This is a genomic window from Pandoraea sp. PE-S2T-3, from assembly GCF_002179965.1.
In the GTDB taxonomy this organism is placed as follows: Bacteria; Pseudomonadota; Gammaproteobacteria; order Burkholderiales; family Burkholderiaceae; genus Pandoraea.
Map to the genome: position 1 here is coordinate 14736 of NZ_NGUQ01000018.1, position 15131 is coordinate 29866.

Consider the following 15131-nt stretch of genomic DNA (forward strand, 5'->3'; position numbering starts at 1 on the left):
GACAGAAGGTCTCACTCCATGAGACGGTTTTCCCACGCGCCATCGGCAATCCTTCGTTCATTCCGACCTCGGCATGTGGGCCACGCAGTACTCGTGGGCGCGTTTGAGTTCAAGGCCAACCAGACGCGGCGACACACCGAAGCGGCGCGCCACGTCCTCGTTGGACATCTCGTGCACCCGCACGGCGATGAAAATCGCCCGGCGGCGCGGCGGCAGGGTAGCGAGCAGCCGTTCGAGCAGCGCAATCTCGTCGCGCGCTTCGACCGTCTGCGCGGGGCCCGGCGCGGGGTCCACGAACTCCGTCATGAGCGCATCGATCTCGTCGTCGCTCATGTACCGGCGTTCGCGCTGCACGCGATCGAACGCCATATTCATGGCGATACGCATCAGATACGCACCGGGACTCTTCACGTCGTTCTGACGGTCGGCCCGGTCATCGAGATGCACCCACGTGTCGTGCAGCGCGTCGCTCGCGAGTTCCGCCGACCCGAGACGCCAGGTCAGCTTGCGTTTGAGGTCCTCATAGCGCTGCGTCAGCAAATCGCGCAGGAAGGATCGGGGCGTATCGGCCATCTATCGCTCCGTTGTCGCCTGACACGGCGAATGCGCACACGTGGGCTGGTTCGCCTGACAGTCGGCGCTCACCAGAAGCAGAACGAACGGCCGCGACGTGTCAGCAGGCGTACTCCCGACATCAAGGCCCTGCAAACGACGCAAGATGGCGGCGTCGCGACGGCCATCACCGGTCGTATCGAGCAGACGCACCTGCGCCACTCGCGCGTTCGGGCCAACCTGAACCGTCATGGCCAATCGATACTCGCCCGGCGAGAGCGACGGTGCCGCGCACAACGCCTGCAACACCTTGCCCTGCAAGCGTGCGTGATAGTCGGTGGCGGCCCGGGCGGCACTACGGCCCGTCTCGCCTTGTGTATCGGCATCGGCACGCCCCAGCGGCGCGAGAACAAACGCGTTCTGCGCCGTGGCTTCGGCCATCACGCCGGTGCCTTCGAGCAATTCGTTGAGCGCTTCGCCCGGCGAGTAGATCCCCGAGACGGCGTGCGAGCGACGCCCTTCCACCAGTGCAGACGGGTAGAAGACAGACATGCGGGTCAGCGCATCGAAGCGGGCGAGCGCGTCCTTCAAAGGCAGCTCCGGGAGATCAAACGACTGCGCCTGAAGCGGCGCTGCAACGGCACATTCGAGTGCCATGCTGAACATGCCGCCCAGCAGCCAGCCCGCCAGAACGCTCGCAGCCGCGAAGCGCAAACGTGGAGAGCGAGCAGTAGCAATCATGTCGGGCGGTTGGCCTTTGCATGGCAGGCGGTCGGAAATATCGGAAGTGGCGGGACCTCTGCGGCAAGCAAAGCACGCGGCGATGCCCCCAGGCGATCGCCGTTTCCCCGTGGATCCACGAATAATTTGTAAGAATTCCTGAGGATTCTGGTGTCCGATTGTGACCGTACTTTGACAGTGCCACTTATCGTCATGAAATGTTTCTCAACGTGTCCCGATATCGCTGAAAAATCAGGAGTCCTGACGCAGTCACAACGAAAAAAGCCCGTAACACGGCCACGGGGTACGGGCAGGTTACGGGCCAACCAGTCGTCTAACTGGACGTGATACAGCCGCGCGCGGGAGGTTCCCGAGGCTCAGGCGAGAAACACACAAAAGATGCGTCGCGCGGCGACGCTTTAGTTAAGCGTCATCGGTGCCTGTCCATCGCCGCTCGCGAGCACGTCGCCCGGCGCAGCAGAGATGCCTTCGCCCGACGCTTCATCACCGGCGATCTGGCCGGTCGACTGCTGCGTGAAGTTGCGAAGGTGCAGGAAGAACTGTCCCATCATCTCGACCCAGAGACGCATCGAGAAATTCAGGAAATCCGGGGAAACGCCGCCTGCCACGATGACGTCCATTTCCAGCACGAGGAACTCGCCGTGGGCCGCCACACGGGCAAACCGGCGCGAGCGATGCCACTCGTTGATAAGGCCTTCGGGCAGATCACCGCCCTGCACACGCAGCGGGCAGCTCAGCGTGAAATCGAGATACTCGTCGGCGCCGGCCTGATTGCCCCAGTGCACCTGGTAGCCGATGCCGTGGCTCGCGCTATGCAGGCGCGTGACCAGATCGTCTTGCTGCACGGTCACCGCGCAACCGGCAGCGCGAATGGCTTCGGCGACCTGAGCGGACGTGACAAAGGTGATGATGCCTGCGAGCGGCGACGTGCTCGAAGACGTCGGCGCACCGGCTCGCTCGGCGTCGTGGCTGTCGTAGTTATCGTGTTGCATCGTGTTCTCTTCGTTCATGCCAGTGGTCCTCTAACTATCGTTATGCGAATTCAGGACGAGGGGCGCCATGCCCCCCCTCGTCACGCGCGGTATTACTGCGATGCAGCCGGTGCCGACGCCGTGGCTGCTGCGGTCTCGGCAGGCTTGGCGGCAATGGCCGCAGCGGCCTGCTGCTCGTCGAACTTGCCCTCGTAGAGCTTGTCGCCGTACTCCTGCGCGATACGCTCGTACTTCACTCGGGCCTGCCCGGCGAACGGCTGGCGCGCCGCAACCACGGTCGCCACATCCATCGTCTCGTAGGCCGTCAGGATTTCCTGTCCGACGGCATACAGACGATCGTTCTTCTCCTTGCACATCGTGAGCGCGACACGTTGTGCAGCCGACTCGTCGGCGAGATGCTTGCGCTGTGCATCGGCCTGACGGGCGAGCTTGAGCAGCTCGTCGTAGGCGTTGCGATACTGGGCAATCTGCGTGTTGGCCTTATCGGCCACCGACTTCACTTCCGATTGCGACGCGCGGGCGTCCTGCGCGAGGCGCTCTCGCGCCTGACGCTCAGCGGCCAGTTGCTGCTGCGCCTCATCAAGCGCCTTCTTCAACGCTTCGGGCGACTCTTTGCCGGCGGCACCGGCCGTGGCACCACCGGCCTTGAGCGCGGCGAGTTCGTTCTTCGCCTGCTGGAGCTGCTCGGTCGTGCTGCGCAGTTGCGTGCGCAGACGCTCTTCCATCGTCGGCGCGCCCTGCGGCGTCTGCGCCGAGGCGGCAGCGCACGCGGCAAGCAGCACCGCGGCGGCTACACCTGACGCCAGACGCGACATCGCGCGCGGGGGCTGTTGACTCATGACGACCTCCTTAGAATCGCGCGTTGACTTCGATTTGCAGCGTGTCGATCGACAACGGCGCGCCATAGACTTCCTTCGTCGAGAGCCAGCGGCCAGTCAGCCATGCATTCTTGTCGAAGGCATACGACGCGCCAAGGTAGTAGCCCTTCGCGTTCGTGCCGCCGCCGTGGAACGTCGAATCGTTGTAGGCATCGGGCACGGCATCCGGCTCGATACGCTTGTAACCGAACAACACGTTCCAGTCGCCGCGCGACGCCATGACCGGCTTGCCGAAGGTCGCCTGAACCATGTAGGCGTTCGGGCCGCTCTTGAAGTTGGCACGGGTTGCATCGCCGGAACCGAAGTTGTTCACGATGCCGCCATTCGCGCGCGCCCACATCTCGCCTTCGTTGTAGGCCAGGTTGCGGATGTAGTTCACGTCGAAGCGCAGCGGGTAGCGGCCGGCCAGCATCGTGTCCCAACGGGCCGAGAGATCGAGCAACTGGAACTTCGAGGCGTAGCCAACGTACTGCGGCTGCGCCGTGTTAGCCGGATCGAGCGGGTTGAGCGCGATGTTACGCAGCAGCATGAGCGTGTTGCCCTTCTGCATGAACGCCGGGCGTGACCAGTCCGAATCGCAGCTCGTCTGGCCCGCGTAAAGCGCGCAAGGCGACGACAGTTGACCCGTGATGTTGCGGAAGTCGAAGTAGCCGACCGTGCCGCGGAAGCTGTTCTTCGAGTCGAGCTTCCAGTTCGCGCCGAACTGCGTGCCGAGCATCCACTTGGTCTGGCTCGACATCTTGCTCTGGCTGTTCGACGGCGAGTTGTCGCCCGAATACTCGAGCGGGATGAAGCCGAGCGAGCCGAACAGTTCGACGTTCGGGTTCTGCGGCAGCACCTTGTTGAACTGCGCGGCAATGCCGTCGATGTTCAGGTCGCTCGAGAACAGCATGTCGGTGGTGACGTACGGCGGGGCGAAACGCCCGCCGGTGACCTTCATCCACGTGAACGGCTGATACGACATCCACATCTGGTCGAGCCAGACGCTCTTCTTGTTCAGACCGCCGCCCAGCGTGGAGTTGGTCGAGACGGGGCTGTCGTCGTTGCTGCTCGCCAGCCGCACACCGGCTTTCACCTGCTCCGAGACGTCGGCGAAGATGCCGAAGCGTGCACGGGCGCGGAACTGGTTGGTGCGGTTCTGCGTGGTGTTGAGCAGCGGCGGGAGCGCCAGGTTGGTGTTCGAGTTGACGTCGAAACCATTGCCCTTGTTGATCTGCGCCCAGTCGATCTGCGTGTTGGTGTTGCTGCTCGAATAGAAGCGCGATTCGTTACGCAGGCGGAAGTCGCCTTCGATATGAATGCGCTTGGTCCACTCGGGGGTTTCGTTCGGTGCGGCCCAGCCTTCCGTCTTGGCCTGCGCCATCACTTCGTTCTTCACCTCGTCGCGAATCTGATCGCGCGTGGTCTGCGAGATGTACGGAATGCGCACGTCGCCCGGCTCGGCACCCGGCACCGCGGCCACAGCCACCGGTGCGGCGGCAGCCTTCTGCGCCGCCGCCGATGCCGCGTAGGCTTCCGTTTCGGCTTGTGCCAGCAGAGCTTCGCCCGTGGTCTTGTCGATCGCGCCGCTCTTGATGAGGCCACGGATCAACTTGACCATCGCCGTCTCTTTCGGGGCCGGCTGCGCCTGTGCCTGAGCCAGACCTGCGGTCCCCATCAGTGCGAGCGCCAGCGCCACGGCGCCTGCGGTCCCCGCAGCGCGTGGCGCACGTCGGAGTGCGAGCGCGCCGGTCATACGTTCCAGTGCTTTCATTTTGTGTGTGACTTTTGCGTAAAAAGGAAGTCCTTCATTCATCACCTGCGCAACCACCTGAGGCGTGACGAGCGTCGAATTGCGCTTCATGGCCGGCGTCCCCGGATACTCATCGACAGCGGATAGCGCAGCGACGCCGGCGGCTTCTCTTCTGCGCGGAAGTCGCGCAGCATCGCGAGGACCGCATCGTCGATGGCCGCGTTACCCGTGCCCCGTACCAGTTGAGCGCGCGTGGCGCGCCCGTCGGCGTCGAGCCAGAGATCGATACGTACGTCGTCGAAGGCCAGCGTGCGAGTGCGCGCATCGCGCCCGAACGCCTGTTGCAGTGAGCTGGCAAGCCACGCGCTGTAAGAGCGGCTACCCAGCCCGCCGCCACCGCCCGTCATGCCGCCGCCATTGCCGGCGCCGATACCGAATGCGTCAGTGCCCGCCTGTGCGTCGCCATTGATCGTCACGGCGTCGCCGAGATCCTTGGTCGGGCTCGGCGGCGTGTCGTCCTTCGGCGGCTCGACAGGGTCGGCCGGCTTCGGCTCGACGACTTCGGGCTTGATCTTCTCCGGCTGCGGCTCAGGCGGTTTCTCCTGAGGCGGCGGTGGCGGCGGAGGCGGTGGCAGCATGAGCATCGGCGGGGTGTTCACCTCGCGGCGCATGCTGGCCTTGTCCGTGAGCAAGTGCCAGAAAAGGGCGATCAGACCGAGCACGACCAGACCGCCGACGATCAGTGGGCCGCGCTGGCGCAGCAGCGCCAGCGCCGGACTGGGCGGTTTGGCGGCGGGCCGCACGGGGCTGGACGCGAAATCGCGAGGTTTCACGCTGCGCTCCTTACTGCGGCTTGCCGGTCACGAGGCCGACCTGGTTGAGATCGATCCGGCGCAGCAGGTCGAGCACTTCGACGACCTTGGCGTACTGAACCTGCGCGTCGCCGCGCACGATCACCGGGAAGTCGGGTGTGACTGCCTTTTCCGTGCGCAAGCGATCCTCGAGCTCGGTGAGCGTCACCGGATAGGCATCGAGAAAGACCTGACCGGCGTTGTCGACCGTGATCGCCTTGGTCTTCGGCTTCTCGAGGGCCACCGATGAGCTGGCCTTCGGGAGATCGACCTTGATGCCGGGAATGCTGGCGTTGCTCGTGAGAATGAAGATCACCAGCACCACCAGCAGCACGTCGACAAACGGCGTGATGTTGATGCCGCCCGAGCGCTTCTTCGCGGCGAATCGCGTTGCGTTAGCCATGATTCGTCCTCGTCAGGCGCGTTGCAGCACGGGCTGACGGCGGCCTTCGCCCTGCTCTTCTGCGAGGCGCGTCGTGAATTCGTCGACGAACACGGCCATGTCGGCCGACAGTGCATCCGAGCGCGACACCAGCCAGTTGTAGCCAAACAGTGCAGGAATGGCCACGCCGAGACCGGCGGCCGTACACAGCAGTGCCGCGGCCATCCCCGGGGCCACCGAGTTGATGTCCACCGCGCCCGCCATGGCGGCCACGACGAACACCAGCATGATCCCGATCACGGTGCCGAACAGACCGACATACGGCGCGCCTTCGATCGACGTCGAGAGCCAGTTCATGCGTTTGCTCATGTCTTCGACTTCGCGCACCATCGCACCGTCCATCGACGCGCGAATGGCGCTGATGGTCGCGTCCGAAACGGCGCTCGTGTCGTAGCCGAGTTCGTGACGGCGATGCAGCTCACCCAGCGCGACCTCGTACAGACGCCACAGCGGCGATTGCCCGCGCACGTCGTCCGGCACGCGATTCGTGCGCGCGATCTGGTCGAGCGGTGCGCCCGAGGCTTCGCGAAAATGCGTCATGAAGGCGCTGTTGGCACGCGCCTTGGCGGCGTAGCTGCGACCCTTCGTGATCATGATGAGCCACGACACCAGCGCCATCAGACCCAGCACACAAACCACCACCCAAGCGTCGACCGGCATGGCCGAGAGGATGAAGGCGAAGTGGCTCTTGCCGGCCTGCTGCTCGTCCGGACCGAAGGCGATCAGGCGCGATTCCGAACCTTGCGAGACAGCGTCGGTTTGCAGCAGTGCGGCGCTACGTGCGACCTTCGAGAGATGCACTTCGTCCACAGCACCCGAGAAGTGAGCGAGGCCACCGGTGGCGCCATCGACATCACCGCCGATGATCGTCGGCGAGTTCAGTGCGGGCAGTGCGACGGCGAGCGTCGTGGCGGCGTGACCGCCGACGTAAAGCGTGACCGACTTGCCATCTGCCGTGACGGCCAGATGCGACCACTTACCCGCCTGAATCGGTTGGCCCGGCTGGCTGCGCTGCGCGCCCACCTGCACGAACGGCACGCCCTGATCGATACCGACCACGAGATCGTTGCCACCATCGCGGCGAACGTAAATCGCTTCGTTCGCGCCCAGCTTCTCCGGGTGCACCCAGGCCGAGAACGTGAACGGGCTGCCTGCGGCGAGCGCGAGCGACGGCGAGGCCGGCAGCACGATCGGCGAAGCGCCGGCCTGCGCGCCCTTGCCGATGATCGCGCCATCCAGCGTGACGACCGGGTTCTGGCTGTTGTTGCCGTAAGCGGTCGTGTCGCGTGCGGGCACGTTCGACTCACCGAAGTGGTACACGGCGGTGTAATCCGGATCGAACACGCGCTGACCGTTGCCGGCCGCGGGGGCCTTGCGGTTGCCGTAGTACATCCAGACCTGTTGCTTGGCGCCGGCGCTCACCGCGGGCACATCGACCCACACGAGCGCAATGCCCAGCACCGGATCGAACTGCTCGATCTGGTGATTCAGCACGGTCTTGTCGTCGGCGGCCACGAAACGCAGGTCGGCACCGGTTTCGTTCACGCCTTCAAAGCTGAAGTTGCCCGTATGCAGGCGCAACAGCATCGGCACCCGGCCGGCGTCGCCCGTGATGTTGCCGCCTTGCGGGCCGGCGTCGATGGTAATCGGCTTGCGGTACGCCCAATCCGGTTGCCACCAGGCGTGCGCGAGCACCGGCATCAGCGTGCCGATCAGCGCAAGCAGGAATGGAAGAATGCGTCGCATGGCTGTATTTCTCCGTTTATGCCGCCCGACGCGTTGAATTGGCGCACCGGGCATCAGGTCGTGAATGTTGTGTCGTGAAATTCGGATGTGTCTTGTTCGTGCGGTTCGCTAGTGGCTCGACCCGCCCGCTGTCGTGTGTTCGCTGGGTTCGCTCAATAAGTCGCCGTCACGCTGAAGTTCACGCGCGGCTTGTAGCGCTCCGTGCGCGGTCCGTTGGTCAGCGGATAGGCCGCATCGACGCGTCCCGTCACGTGCGACGTCAGGCGCAGCGACGTGCCCAGACCGACCGACGCCAGCGAATAACGCGAGGTCTGCTCAGCCAAGGTGTCACGCAATCCCAGACGTGCGCCGTCGAAGAACGCATAAGCACGCCAGTTCGAGACGACCGGGGCGAGCAGCGGAATCGGCGGCGTGCGCCATTCGATCGAGCCGACCACACCGTAGTCGCCCGTCGCTTCGGCCGAGAGGTAGCCACGCACCGAGTTCATGCCCCCGCCCGCGAGCTGTTCGTTCGAAATGAGCGGCGAATCGGTCATCTGCGTGGCAACGCGCGCGGCGAGCTGCCAGCCGCCGCCGAACGTATAAGTGCCGTTGGCATCGGCGCGCAGCACCATGAAGCTCGGCGACGCCTTGTAGCGCTTCGCATCGAACTGGGCGGGGCTGCTGCCGTAGCCGAGGAAGCTCGACATGCCGGAGACGATCGACGTGTTCAGGCCGGCGCTCAGGTCTTCGTCCTGATAGAAGCCGCTGTAGCCCAGCGTGATCGGCGCGTACTTGAGCGGCACCACGTCGCCGGCCGTGCCGAAGCGCGTGGTTTCCGTGTTGTCCTTGAAGTCCACGCCCAGACTGAAGGCGTGATACCAGGCGCCGGTATCCGGCACCGTGTACGTCGTCTTCACACCGATCGCGTGTCCCTTGCCGAGCACGGTCGTGCCGCCGGTGGTGGCGACATTGCTGTCCGACTGATAGCCGTTGAGTTCGAGCGACCATGGCGACGAGCCGATCGGCGCCACGTACGAGCCCGACCAGACCTTGCTCTGGCTGAAGTCCTGCGGCGCGCCGAAGAAGCTCATCGACACGCGATGGCCGAGCTGCCACAGGTTGTCGTAGCCCACCGAGGCGAGCATGCGCAGCGGCTTCGTATCGGCGCTGCGGTCGTTGTTGAGGCTCAGGCTCGCGCGCCACGGGTTGGTGTCTTCGACCTTGAGATCGACGTCCATCGTGCCGGGCACCGCGCCCTGCTTGACGAGCGGCACCACCTGTTGCTCGCCAGTGCGGTTCAGCGCCGTGAGTTCCGCCTGCGCGGCATTGAAGTCAGGCACCTTGCCTTCGGCCAGCGACGGCACGCGCTCGCGCACCTCGCGCGGCGAGTGGTATTCCGAGCCGACCACGCGCAGGCGGCCCAGCTTGGTCTCGCTTACCTTCAGATAGACGATGCCGCCGGTGACCTGCTGCTCCGGCAAATCGACATACACCGACTGATAGCCCTTGGCCTGATAGGCGGCGAGCAACGCGTCGCGTGCGGCTTCGATGTCGGCGAGCGTGCGGTTAGGCCCGAGATAGGGCGTGACGGCCTTTTCGATGGTGCGTACATCGAGGACGGTATTGCCGCGCACGACGTACTCATTGATATTGACGGGCTTTTGCGCGTCGGCGGCGTTTTCCTTTGCCTGCGCCGATCCCGTTGCGCCGGCCTGCGGATTTACCGCAGGCGAGTTGTCCGACTGAGCTGCTTTGGCTTCCTGAGCAATCGCAACGCCATGAACGGTTCCCCCCAACGTGACAGCGCATACCGCCGCCCAGCGCAGCCACGGCCGGTTCGTTTTCATCAAACGCATATAGAAGACTCTGCTTTGTTAGGTCGACGCGGCCCTGCCCGATGCAGTGCCCCCGGTGGCCTGGCGCTTACCAGCGCATACCGCCAAACAACGCTGGTAGTGCCCTGCCGCACGCAATCCGTGTCGACATTCCTCACGAATACAGGTACCTAGACGTCCGGGAGCGCGGCCGACTAACGTTTGTCACGAGAAATTCATCTTTCTCGAAAAACGCACGGGCTGACGTATGCTTGTTGGGTCGGAGTCCTGATGGACCACCTAACATTTTTGATGGGGGAGACATGCCATGAAGGCAGAGAACAGCCGGGGTAATCCGTGGTTTCGCACGCACGCTCAGTGGCGGGGAGCCGCGATGGCGGGCGTTGTTGCATTGATGCTCGGTATGGCTGCCCACGCGGGCGCCGCCGACGGCTCGTCGGGTGCCAGCGGCGCATCGGCGGCCCCTTCGGCAGCGCCCTCGCGGGCCGGTTGCGTGGACGTGGAAGTGAACGGGCAGCGCTCGCCGTCGTACGACTGCCTGACGCACCAGTTGCAGCCGGCGTCGAGTCCGCTCGCAGGTGGGCGCGCGCCCGGCCTCGAGTCGGAAGACATTGCCAACAAGCCGAGCAATCAGATCGGCGGCCAGTTCAATTGGAGCGGCACGTCTCAGCGGATGGGAAATGCATTCGGGAATTCGGCGACGCCGCAGCGTCCCAGCCCGCCGCCGCCCTCGCCGATCATCCCGGGACGGTGATAAGGCAGCCGGGGATCGATTGACCGAGTGAAACGATCCCCGGTTCTGTCTCTTTATCGACGTGGATTTGTCTCTTCCCGCCGCTGGCCCCGTCCTTTCCGAAGTCCCCCAAGGTAAATTCGCGGGCAGGATCGCACGAGAAACCTTGTCACAAACGAACGCGGCTCACTGGATAGACCCGCTATCACCCGCTCGCAGGCGCACGAGTAACACCGGCGTAGGCATCAAGGTCGCAGTCCTGAGATTCATGAACTACCTTTGACCTTCATTTCGACGGGACCCCTCGCCCATGCGCTCGCACGTTCATCAGAAAATTTCGACTCTCGCGGTTGTTGTTGTCGGCATGTACAGTGCCGTCTCCATTGCGAAAGACAACACGCCCGGCCCGCGCCCCGAAGTCACCGACCCGCACTTTAAGCTGGCGCCCGGCTACCTTCAGCCAAAAGACTTGCCCGATAGCCTGAAACTGCTCGGACCGCCCCCGGCTGCGGGAAGCGCAGCGCTTGCCCGTGACGAAGAAGCACGCGAGGCGACGATTCCACTGCGTGGCAAGCCGCGTTCCGAGCTGGCGCGTCTTGATGCGGATCTGCAATTTCCGCAGCCCGCGAAAAACTTCTCCTGCGCGATGGGGGTCGACATCAGCGAGAAGAAAACCCCGCATCTGTACCACCTGATGCAGCGGGTGCTGACCGACGCCGGCCTGTCGACTTACGGCGTCAAAAACACTTACAACCGCACACGCCCGTTCGTCGTTCACAACGAAGGCACTTGCTTCCCTGAGCAGGAACCGCTGCTGCGCAATGACGGCTCATATCCCTCGGGGCATACGGCCGCAGGCTGGGCGTGGGCGCTCGTCCTGACTGAAATCAATCCCGCGCGGGCCGACGCGCTGCTCCGGCGTGGTCTGGCGTTCGGTCAAAGCCGCGTGATTTGCAACGCCCATTGGCAAAGCGACGTGGACGCGGGTCGCACCATGGGCGCGGCCACCGTCGCCAAGCTTCGCACGAACGCGGCTTTTCTCGCCGATCTGAAAGCGGCGCGTAAAGAAGTGCTGGCTCAACAGTCGAAGGGCTCGTCGTCGCCGTTGAATTGCGCTGCGGAAGAAGCGGCCTTGTCGGGTCAATAAGCCGTCTAACGGACTTATTGATTGACAGACAGGATCTCTTATCGGGGCACCATGAAATTATTTGTCGCAACAACGACGCTGCTGAGCGTGATATTGGGGATGCACGGCTCAGCGGACGCGGCGGGCGCAACGGATTCACTTCCTGTTCCGCCGATGCTGTTGAAGAACGATTCGCCGAACGCCGAGCACTGGACGTTCAGTGTCAGCCCGTACATCTGGGCGGCCGGCATCCATGGCAACGTCGGACAGTTCGGTATGGCGGCGACGCATATCAGTTCTGATTTCGGCACCATTCTCAAGAACGTGGACCTGTCGTTCATGGCGGGCGGCGAAGCGCGATACGGCCGCTACGGTTTGCTGGCTGATGTGATGTACGGGCGAGTTTCCACCGGCGGGAAATTCGATGTGACGTCGAAGACTTTCACGAGCTTCTTGGGAGGGAGCTACAACGTTCTCGACACGGGCAGGAGCCGTTTGGATTTGGTCGCCGGCGCGCGTGTCTGGTATGCGAGCACGGAAATCGATATCACCGGTGGATTGCTCAACGGTAAGCGCCGAAGCGACAGCGCAACGTGGGTGGACGCCGTTACGGGGGTGCGGGGGCACTACTTCTTGACCGACAACTGGTATTTGACCGGCTGGGGCGTTGTCGGCACGGGTCAGGCAGATCTTGATTGGGATGTGACGGCGGCACTGGGCTATCAGTTCAAGGAGAGCTGGTCCGTCATGCTGGGATACCGGGCGCTCGGCGTGAAGTACAACAAGAGCGGCTTCGTCTACAACGTTGTTCAGCAGGGCCCGATCGTGGGCCTGAGGTACCAGTTTTGAGCCAACTACACTTCACGCATCAGCGCGATTGGTGGCCTCGTTCGGTGGCTGCGGGGCGTCGCGTCTAGTTACGCGTTTGCCGGACAGCGGTTTGCCCTCCGAAAGCCGCGAAATGTGTCGACAGATGACCAGCGCCGTCTGTGGGCAACGCCATGTATTGACCTTGCTCGCGTGCGTCGTCAGGCGTCACGCCGAAGCTCGCGATGAATGCCTTCCGGAATTTCCCTCCGTCTGAAAAACCAAAGTCCGTGGCAATGCCTGCGGTCGGCCTTGCCGCACGGCTTGGATCCAGCAGCGCCCGATAGGCCGCGCTAAGGCGCTTGTTCCGGATGACGCCGACAATGCCGCCGTCGTCGGCGAACGCACGATACAGATGCGCTCGCGAAATGCGAAACCGCTGAATCAGAAGCTCCGGCCCGAGATCCGGATGCGTGAGATGGCTTTCGATGAAGGCGAGCAAGCGCTCGCGTAACGCGCGCCCGAGCACCGATTTGGGTTCGGCATGTGCGGGCGGCGCGCTGGCGAGGCCAGCCGCGAGCAACGTCATGAGCGCGTCCTGCACCGCGATGTCTTCGCTGGCCGACAGGCTCGCAGAAATCGCATGCAGGCCCTGTATGTAGTCGACCAGCAAGCGAGTGAGCGGCTGTCCGGCCTTGAGTACGAACCCGTGCAGGTCTCGCGCGCCTAACAATTTTTCGATACTCGCGCGTGGCACCGTTGTGGCCATCCGTACCCCGGCGTCGACTTCACAGGTATAGGTGCGTGCGAGATCGATGACGCAAATGCCCCCCGGAGCGGCAACCACATCTTTCCCCGCGAAATCGCCGTGAATCGAGCCAGCCGCCAGCACGTGGATGAGATAGTCGTCGAGGCCGCCTTGCGCAATCGTCCGCTTGTCGCGCACGTAGCGTTGGGCGTTGAATTTTGTCGAGCCGAGCGTCATGCCGCCGACGGTGCGGATCAGCATGGTGCCTTCCAACGGAGGTGCGTTCGCGGTAGTAGAGCGCAAGGTCTCCACGAACGGGCGCGTGACTTCTCGCCAGTAGTCGTCTCGTAAGGACGGCTCGATCAAGTCAGTCGAAATGCGAATGTCCACGCTTGCCATGATGACTCCCCTTCCCCGTTGGAGGTCATTGCTTGCATCTCAACTGCCCCCGAAATCGCTGGGTGTGCCAATTGAAAAACAAGAACCCCATAAGACACTTGATTTTATGGGGTTTTCTTAGTTTTTTGGCAAAACAATGAGGATTTAAACCCTCAATTGGCGCTTGATGGATATTTGTGGCTGCGCAGGGACACTGCTGGCGAAGGGTATGCGTAATTGGTCGCTATAGCGTGGCTCGTTGACCGGACGATATCTGAATGAAATTGACCGGTCCGAACACCGCCGCCAGAGGATTGGTGCTCGTCGCCACAGTAGCGACTGCACCACCGATGACGACATTGACTTCAAACATACCGGCAGTGATCGGAAGCGAGGGAATAGAGGTGTCGATCTGCTTATCGCTGACGATAGTGAAGCTGCGCGCAAAGACCTTTGACGACGAGGACGACACCAGAAAATAGACCGCCGTCGCTGCGTTGAATCCATCCCCGGCAATGGTGAGCTTAACGCCGTCGCTACTCGTTACCTGAGTGGGGCTGACACTTTGAATACTTGCCATGATTGACTCCTAGGGAAACGCGCCCACAACAGGGGGTAATTGAACCTTAGGCAATTCGCGGCGTTTGGACACCTGTTAAGGGTGACAGGTCGAGGCGATTCAAGGATCCTTGGCCAACCAAGAATCCCTGCCATTAAGGCAAATCAGCACGCGACGAAGGCGTCGTCCATCAGAAAGCGCAGCGTGATCACCGCGAACTCCTGCGGCGCTTCGATCATCACCCAGTGGCCGACGTGAGGCACGATGAATCCCCAAGAGTTATCCAATAATTCGAGATAACCATAGGTTCTTGCCAGCACCGCCACTTTGTCTTCCTTTCCGCCAACGACAAGCGTCGGCGTCTTAACCGCTGCAATCTGCTCGCGCTCGTAAGTCAGTTTGGACCGGGTGATTTGCTGAATTGCCTGCCGTGCATCCTCGTTCTGCATGATCTCGTGGCGATATTGCACGAGCACGGGATCAACAACGTGACGAGAGCCCACCATGGCGCGCATGATCCGCTGCATGGCTTCCAGCGTGTAGTCGTAGCCTTGCAGGTTCTTGATATACGACGGATCGGGATTGGCGATATTCAGTCCTGCGCTCCCCATCAGTACAAGCCTTTCGACGCGCTCCGGATGTTCCATCGCCAAACCGAGCCCCGTCGCCCCGCCCATCGAATTACCGATGACCCGGACACGATCAAGGCCAAGCGCGTCGATGAATCCGAGCAGATGGCGATTACGGTTCTGTTGCGTGTATTCATACACTTCGGGTGACGGTTTTGCCGTGCGGCCGAAGCCCGGCATGTCGTACGCGATCACACGAAAGTGCTTGGCGTAAGTGTCCAGACAGCCGCGCCAGTTGCCCCAGCTGTCGGCACCGGCGCCGCCGCCATGAATCAGGATCAGCGGGTCGCCTTGTCCGACATCGAGGTAATGCGTTTCGATGCCATTCACTTCGACCGTATGACTTGCCGCCTGAACGTCCGCAGGCAGAGAGGGATAGCTCATGATCCAACCTTCTTTA

Annotated in this window: 15 protein-coding genes; 3 read left to right on the forward strand and 12 right to left on the reverse strand. The window is 62.9% G+C overall.

All coding sequences use genetic code 11. The annotated features are described in order from the left end of the window. Window positions 1-57: 57 nt before the first annotated feature. The 9 genes from CDV46_RS15515 to CDV46_RS15555 form a co-directional block, all read right to left on the reverse strand. On the reverse strand, window positions 58-573 hold the full coding sequence (locus CDV46_RS15515; protein ID WP_087689166.1) for an RNA polymerase sigma factor: 516 nt from the start codon (window positions 571-573) through the stop codon (window positions 58-60). After that, window positions 574-1293 carry an STN domain-containing protein gene (locus tag CDV46_RS15520; RefSeq protein WP_140413388.1) on the reverse strand — a complete coding sequence of 240 codons (720 nt, stop codon included), beginning with the start codon at window positions 1291-1293 and terminating at the stop codon, window positions 574-576. A 398-nt stretch (window positions 1294-1691) separates the two neighbouring features. Beyond that, on the reverse strand, window positions 1692-2303 hold the full coding sequence (locus CDV46_RS15525) for a YbjN domain-containing protein (RefSeq protein WP_087723487.1): 612 nt from the start codon (window positions 2301-2303) through the stop codon (window positions 1692-1694). A gap of 74 nt (window positions 2304-2377) precedes the next feature. Further along, the gene (locus CDV46_RS15530) at window positions 2378-3124 is read right to left on the reverse strand and encodes a hypothetical protein (RefSeq protein WP_058377543.1); all 747 of its coding nucleotides are present in this window, start codon (window positions 3122-3124) and stop codon (window positions 2378-2380) included. 10 nt (window positions 3125-3134) lie between these two features. Further along, complete coding sequence (locus tag CDV46_RS15535) at window positions 3135-4916, reverse strand: putative porin (RefSeq protein ID WP_087724122.1); 1782 nt, start codon at window positions 4914-4916, stop codon at window positions 3135-3137. Window positions 4917-5002: 86 nt separating this feature from the next. Then, window positions 5003-5728, reverse strand: coding sequence for an energy transducer TonB family protein (locus tag CDV46_RS15540; RefSeq protein WP_249277608.1), 726 nt, complete (start codon window positions 5726-5728; stop codon window positions 5003-5005). Between the two features lie 10 nt (window positions 5729-5738). Next, window positions 5739-6149, reverse strand: a complete 411-nt coding sequence (locus CDV46_RS15545; RefSeq protein ID WP_010808895.1) for an ExbD/TolR family protein — start codon at window positions 6147-6149, stop codon at window positions 5739-5741. A 12-nt stretch (window positions 6150-6161) separates the two neighbouring features. Next, a complete protein-coding gene (locus CDV46_RS15550; protein WP_087689169.1) occupies window positions 6162-7934 on the reverse strand; it encodes a DUF2341 domain-containing protein in 1773 nt (590 codons plus the stop codon). A gap of 152 nt (window positions 7935-8086) precedes the next feature. Continuing rightward, window positions 8087-9772, reverse strand: a complete 1686-nt coding sequence (locus CDV46_RS15555; RefSeq protein ID WP_249277609.1) for a ShlB/FhaC/HecB family hemolysin secretion/activation protein — start codon at window positions 9770-9772, stop codon at window positions 8087-8089. Between the two features lie 286 nt (window positions 9773-10058). Here CDV46_RS15555 and CDV46_RS15560 point away from each other — a divergent pair, with 286 nt between their 5' ends. The 3 genes from CDV46_RS15560 (at window position 10059) to CDV46_RS15570 (ending at window position 12459) form a co-directional block, all read left to right on the forward strand. Next, a complete protein-coding gene (locus CDV46_RS15560) occupies window positions 10059-10505 on the forward strand; it encodes a hypothetical protein (RefSeq protein WP_140413389.1) in 447 nt (148 codons plus the stop codon). A 289-nt stretch (window positions 10506-10794) separates the two neighbouring features. After that, entirely contained in the window at window positions 10795-11631 is an 837-nt protein-coding gene (locus CDV46_RS15565) for an acid phosphatase (RefSeq protein WP_087723488.1), read from the forward strand. A gap of 51 nt (window positions 11632-11682) precedes the next feature. Then, window positions 11683-12459 (forward strand): hypothetical protein, encoded by a 777-nt coding sequence (locus tag CDV46_RS15570; RefSeq protein ID WP_217896745.1) that lies wholly within the window; start codon window positions 11683-11685, stop codon window positions 12457-12459. A gap of 64 nt (window positions 12460-12523) precedes the next feature. On the opposite strand, the gene CDV46_RS15575 is transcribed toward CDV46_RS15570, so the two are convergent. From CDV46_RS15575 to CDV46_RS15585, 3 genes are all read right to left on the reverse strand, one after another. Continuing rightward, complete coding sequence (locus CDV46_RS15575; protein ID WP_087723491.1) at window positions 12524-13564, reverse strand: helix-turn-helix domain-containing protein; 1041 nt, start codon at window positions 13562-13564, stop codon at window positions 12524-12526. 223 nt (window positions 13565-13787) lie between these two features. Next, entirely contained in the window at window positions 13788-14123 is a 336-nt protein-coding gene (locus CDV46_RS15580) for an IPT/TIG domain-containing protein (protein WP_087723493.1), read from the reverse strand. Window positions 14124-14266: 143 nt separating this feature from the next. Beyond that, on the reverse strand, window positions 14267-15115 hold the full coding sequence (locus tag CDV46_RS15585; protein ID WP_087723495.1) for an alpha/beta fold hydrolase: 849 nt from the start codon (window positions 15113-15115) through the stop codon (window positions 14267-14269). Window positions 15116-15131: the final 16 nt, after the last annotated feature.

Bases quoted from the DNA above. Each gene is read 5' to 3' on its own strand.
- CDV46_RS15565 (WP_087723488.1), top strand. From the start codon at position 10,795: ATGCGCTCGCACGTTCATCAGAAAATTTCGACTCTCGCGGTTGTTGTT.
- CDV46_RS15545 (WP_010808895.1), bottom strand. From the start codon at position 6,149: ATGGCTAACGCAACGCGATTCGCCGCGAAGAAGCGCTCGGGCGGCATC.
- CDV46_RS15555 (WP_249277609.1), bottom strand. From the start codon at position 9,772: ATGCGTTTGATGAAAACGAACCGGCCGTGGCTGCGCTGGGCGGCGGTA.
- CDV46_RS15580 (WP_087723493.1), bottom strand. From the start codon at position 14,123: ATGGCAAGTATTCAAAGTGTCAGCCCCACTCAGGTAACGAGTAGCGAC.
- CDV46_RS15550 (WP_087689169.1), bottom strand. From the start codon at position 7,934: ATGCGACGCATTCTTCCATTCCTGCTTGCGCTGATCGGCACGCTGATG.
- CDV46_RS15535 (WP_087724122.1), bottom strand. From the start codon at position 4,916: ATGAAAGCACTGGAACGTATGACCGGCGCGCTCGCACTCCGACGTGCG.
- CDV46_RS15570 (WP_217896745.1), top strand. From the start codon at position 11,683: ATGAAATTATTTGTCGCAACAACGACGCTGCTGAGCGTGATATTGGGG.
- CDV46_RS15520 (WP_140413388.1), bottom strand. From the start codon at position 1,293: ATGATTGCTACTGCTCGCTCTCCACGTTTGCGCTTCGCGGCTGCGAGC.
- CDV46_RS15585 (WP_087723495.1), bottom strand. From the start codon at position 15,115: ATGAGCTATCCCTCTCTGCCTGCGGACGTTCAGGCGGCAAGTCATACG.
- CDV46_RS15525 (WP_087723487.1), bottom strand. From the start codon at position 2,303: ATGAACGAAGAGAACACGATGCAACACGATAACTACGACAGCCACGAC.
- CDV46_RS15560 (WP_140413389.1), top strand. From the start codon at position 10,059: ATGAAGGCAGAGAACAGCCGGGGTAATCCGTGGTTTCGCACGCACGCT.
- CDV46_RS15515 (WP_087689166.1), bottom strand. From the start codon at position 573: ATGGCCGATACGCCCCGATCCTTCCTGCGCGATTTGCTGACGCAGCGC.
- CDV46_RS15530 (WP_058377543.1), bottom strand. From the start codon at position 3,124: ATGAGTCAACAGCCCCCGCGCGCGATGTCGCGTCTGGCGTCAGGTGTA.
- CDV46_RS15575 (WP_087723491.1), bottom strand. From the start codon at position 13,564: ATGGCAAGCGTGGACATTCGCATTTCGACTGACTTGATCGAGCCGTCC.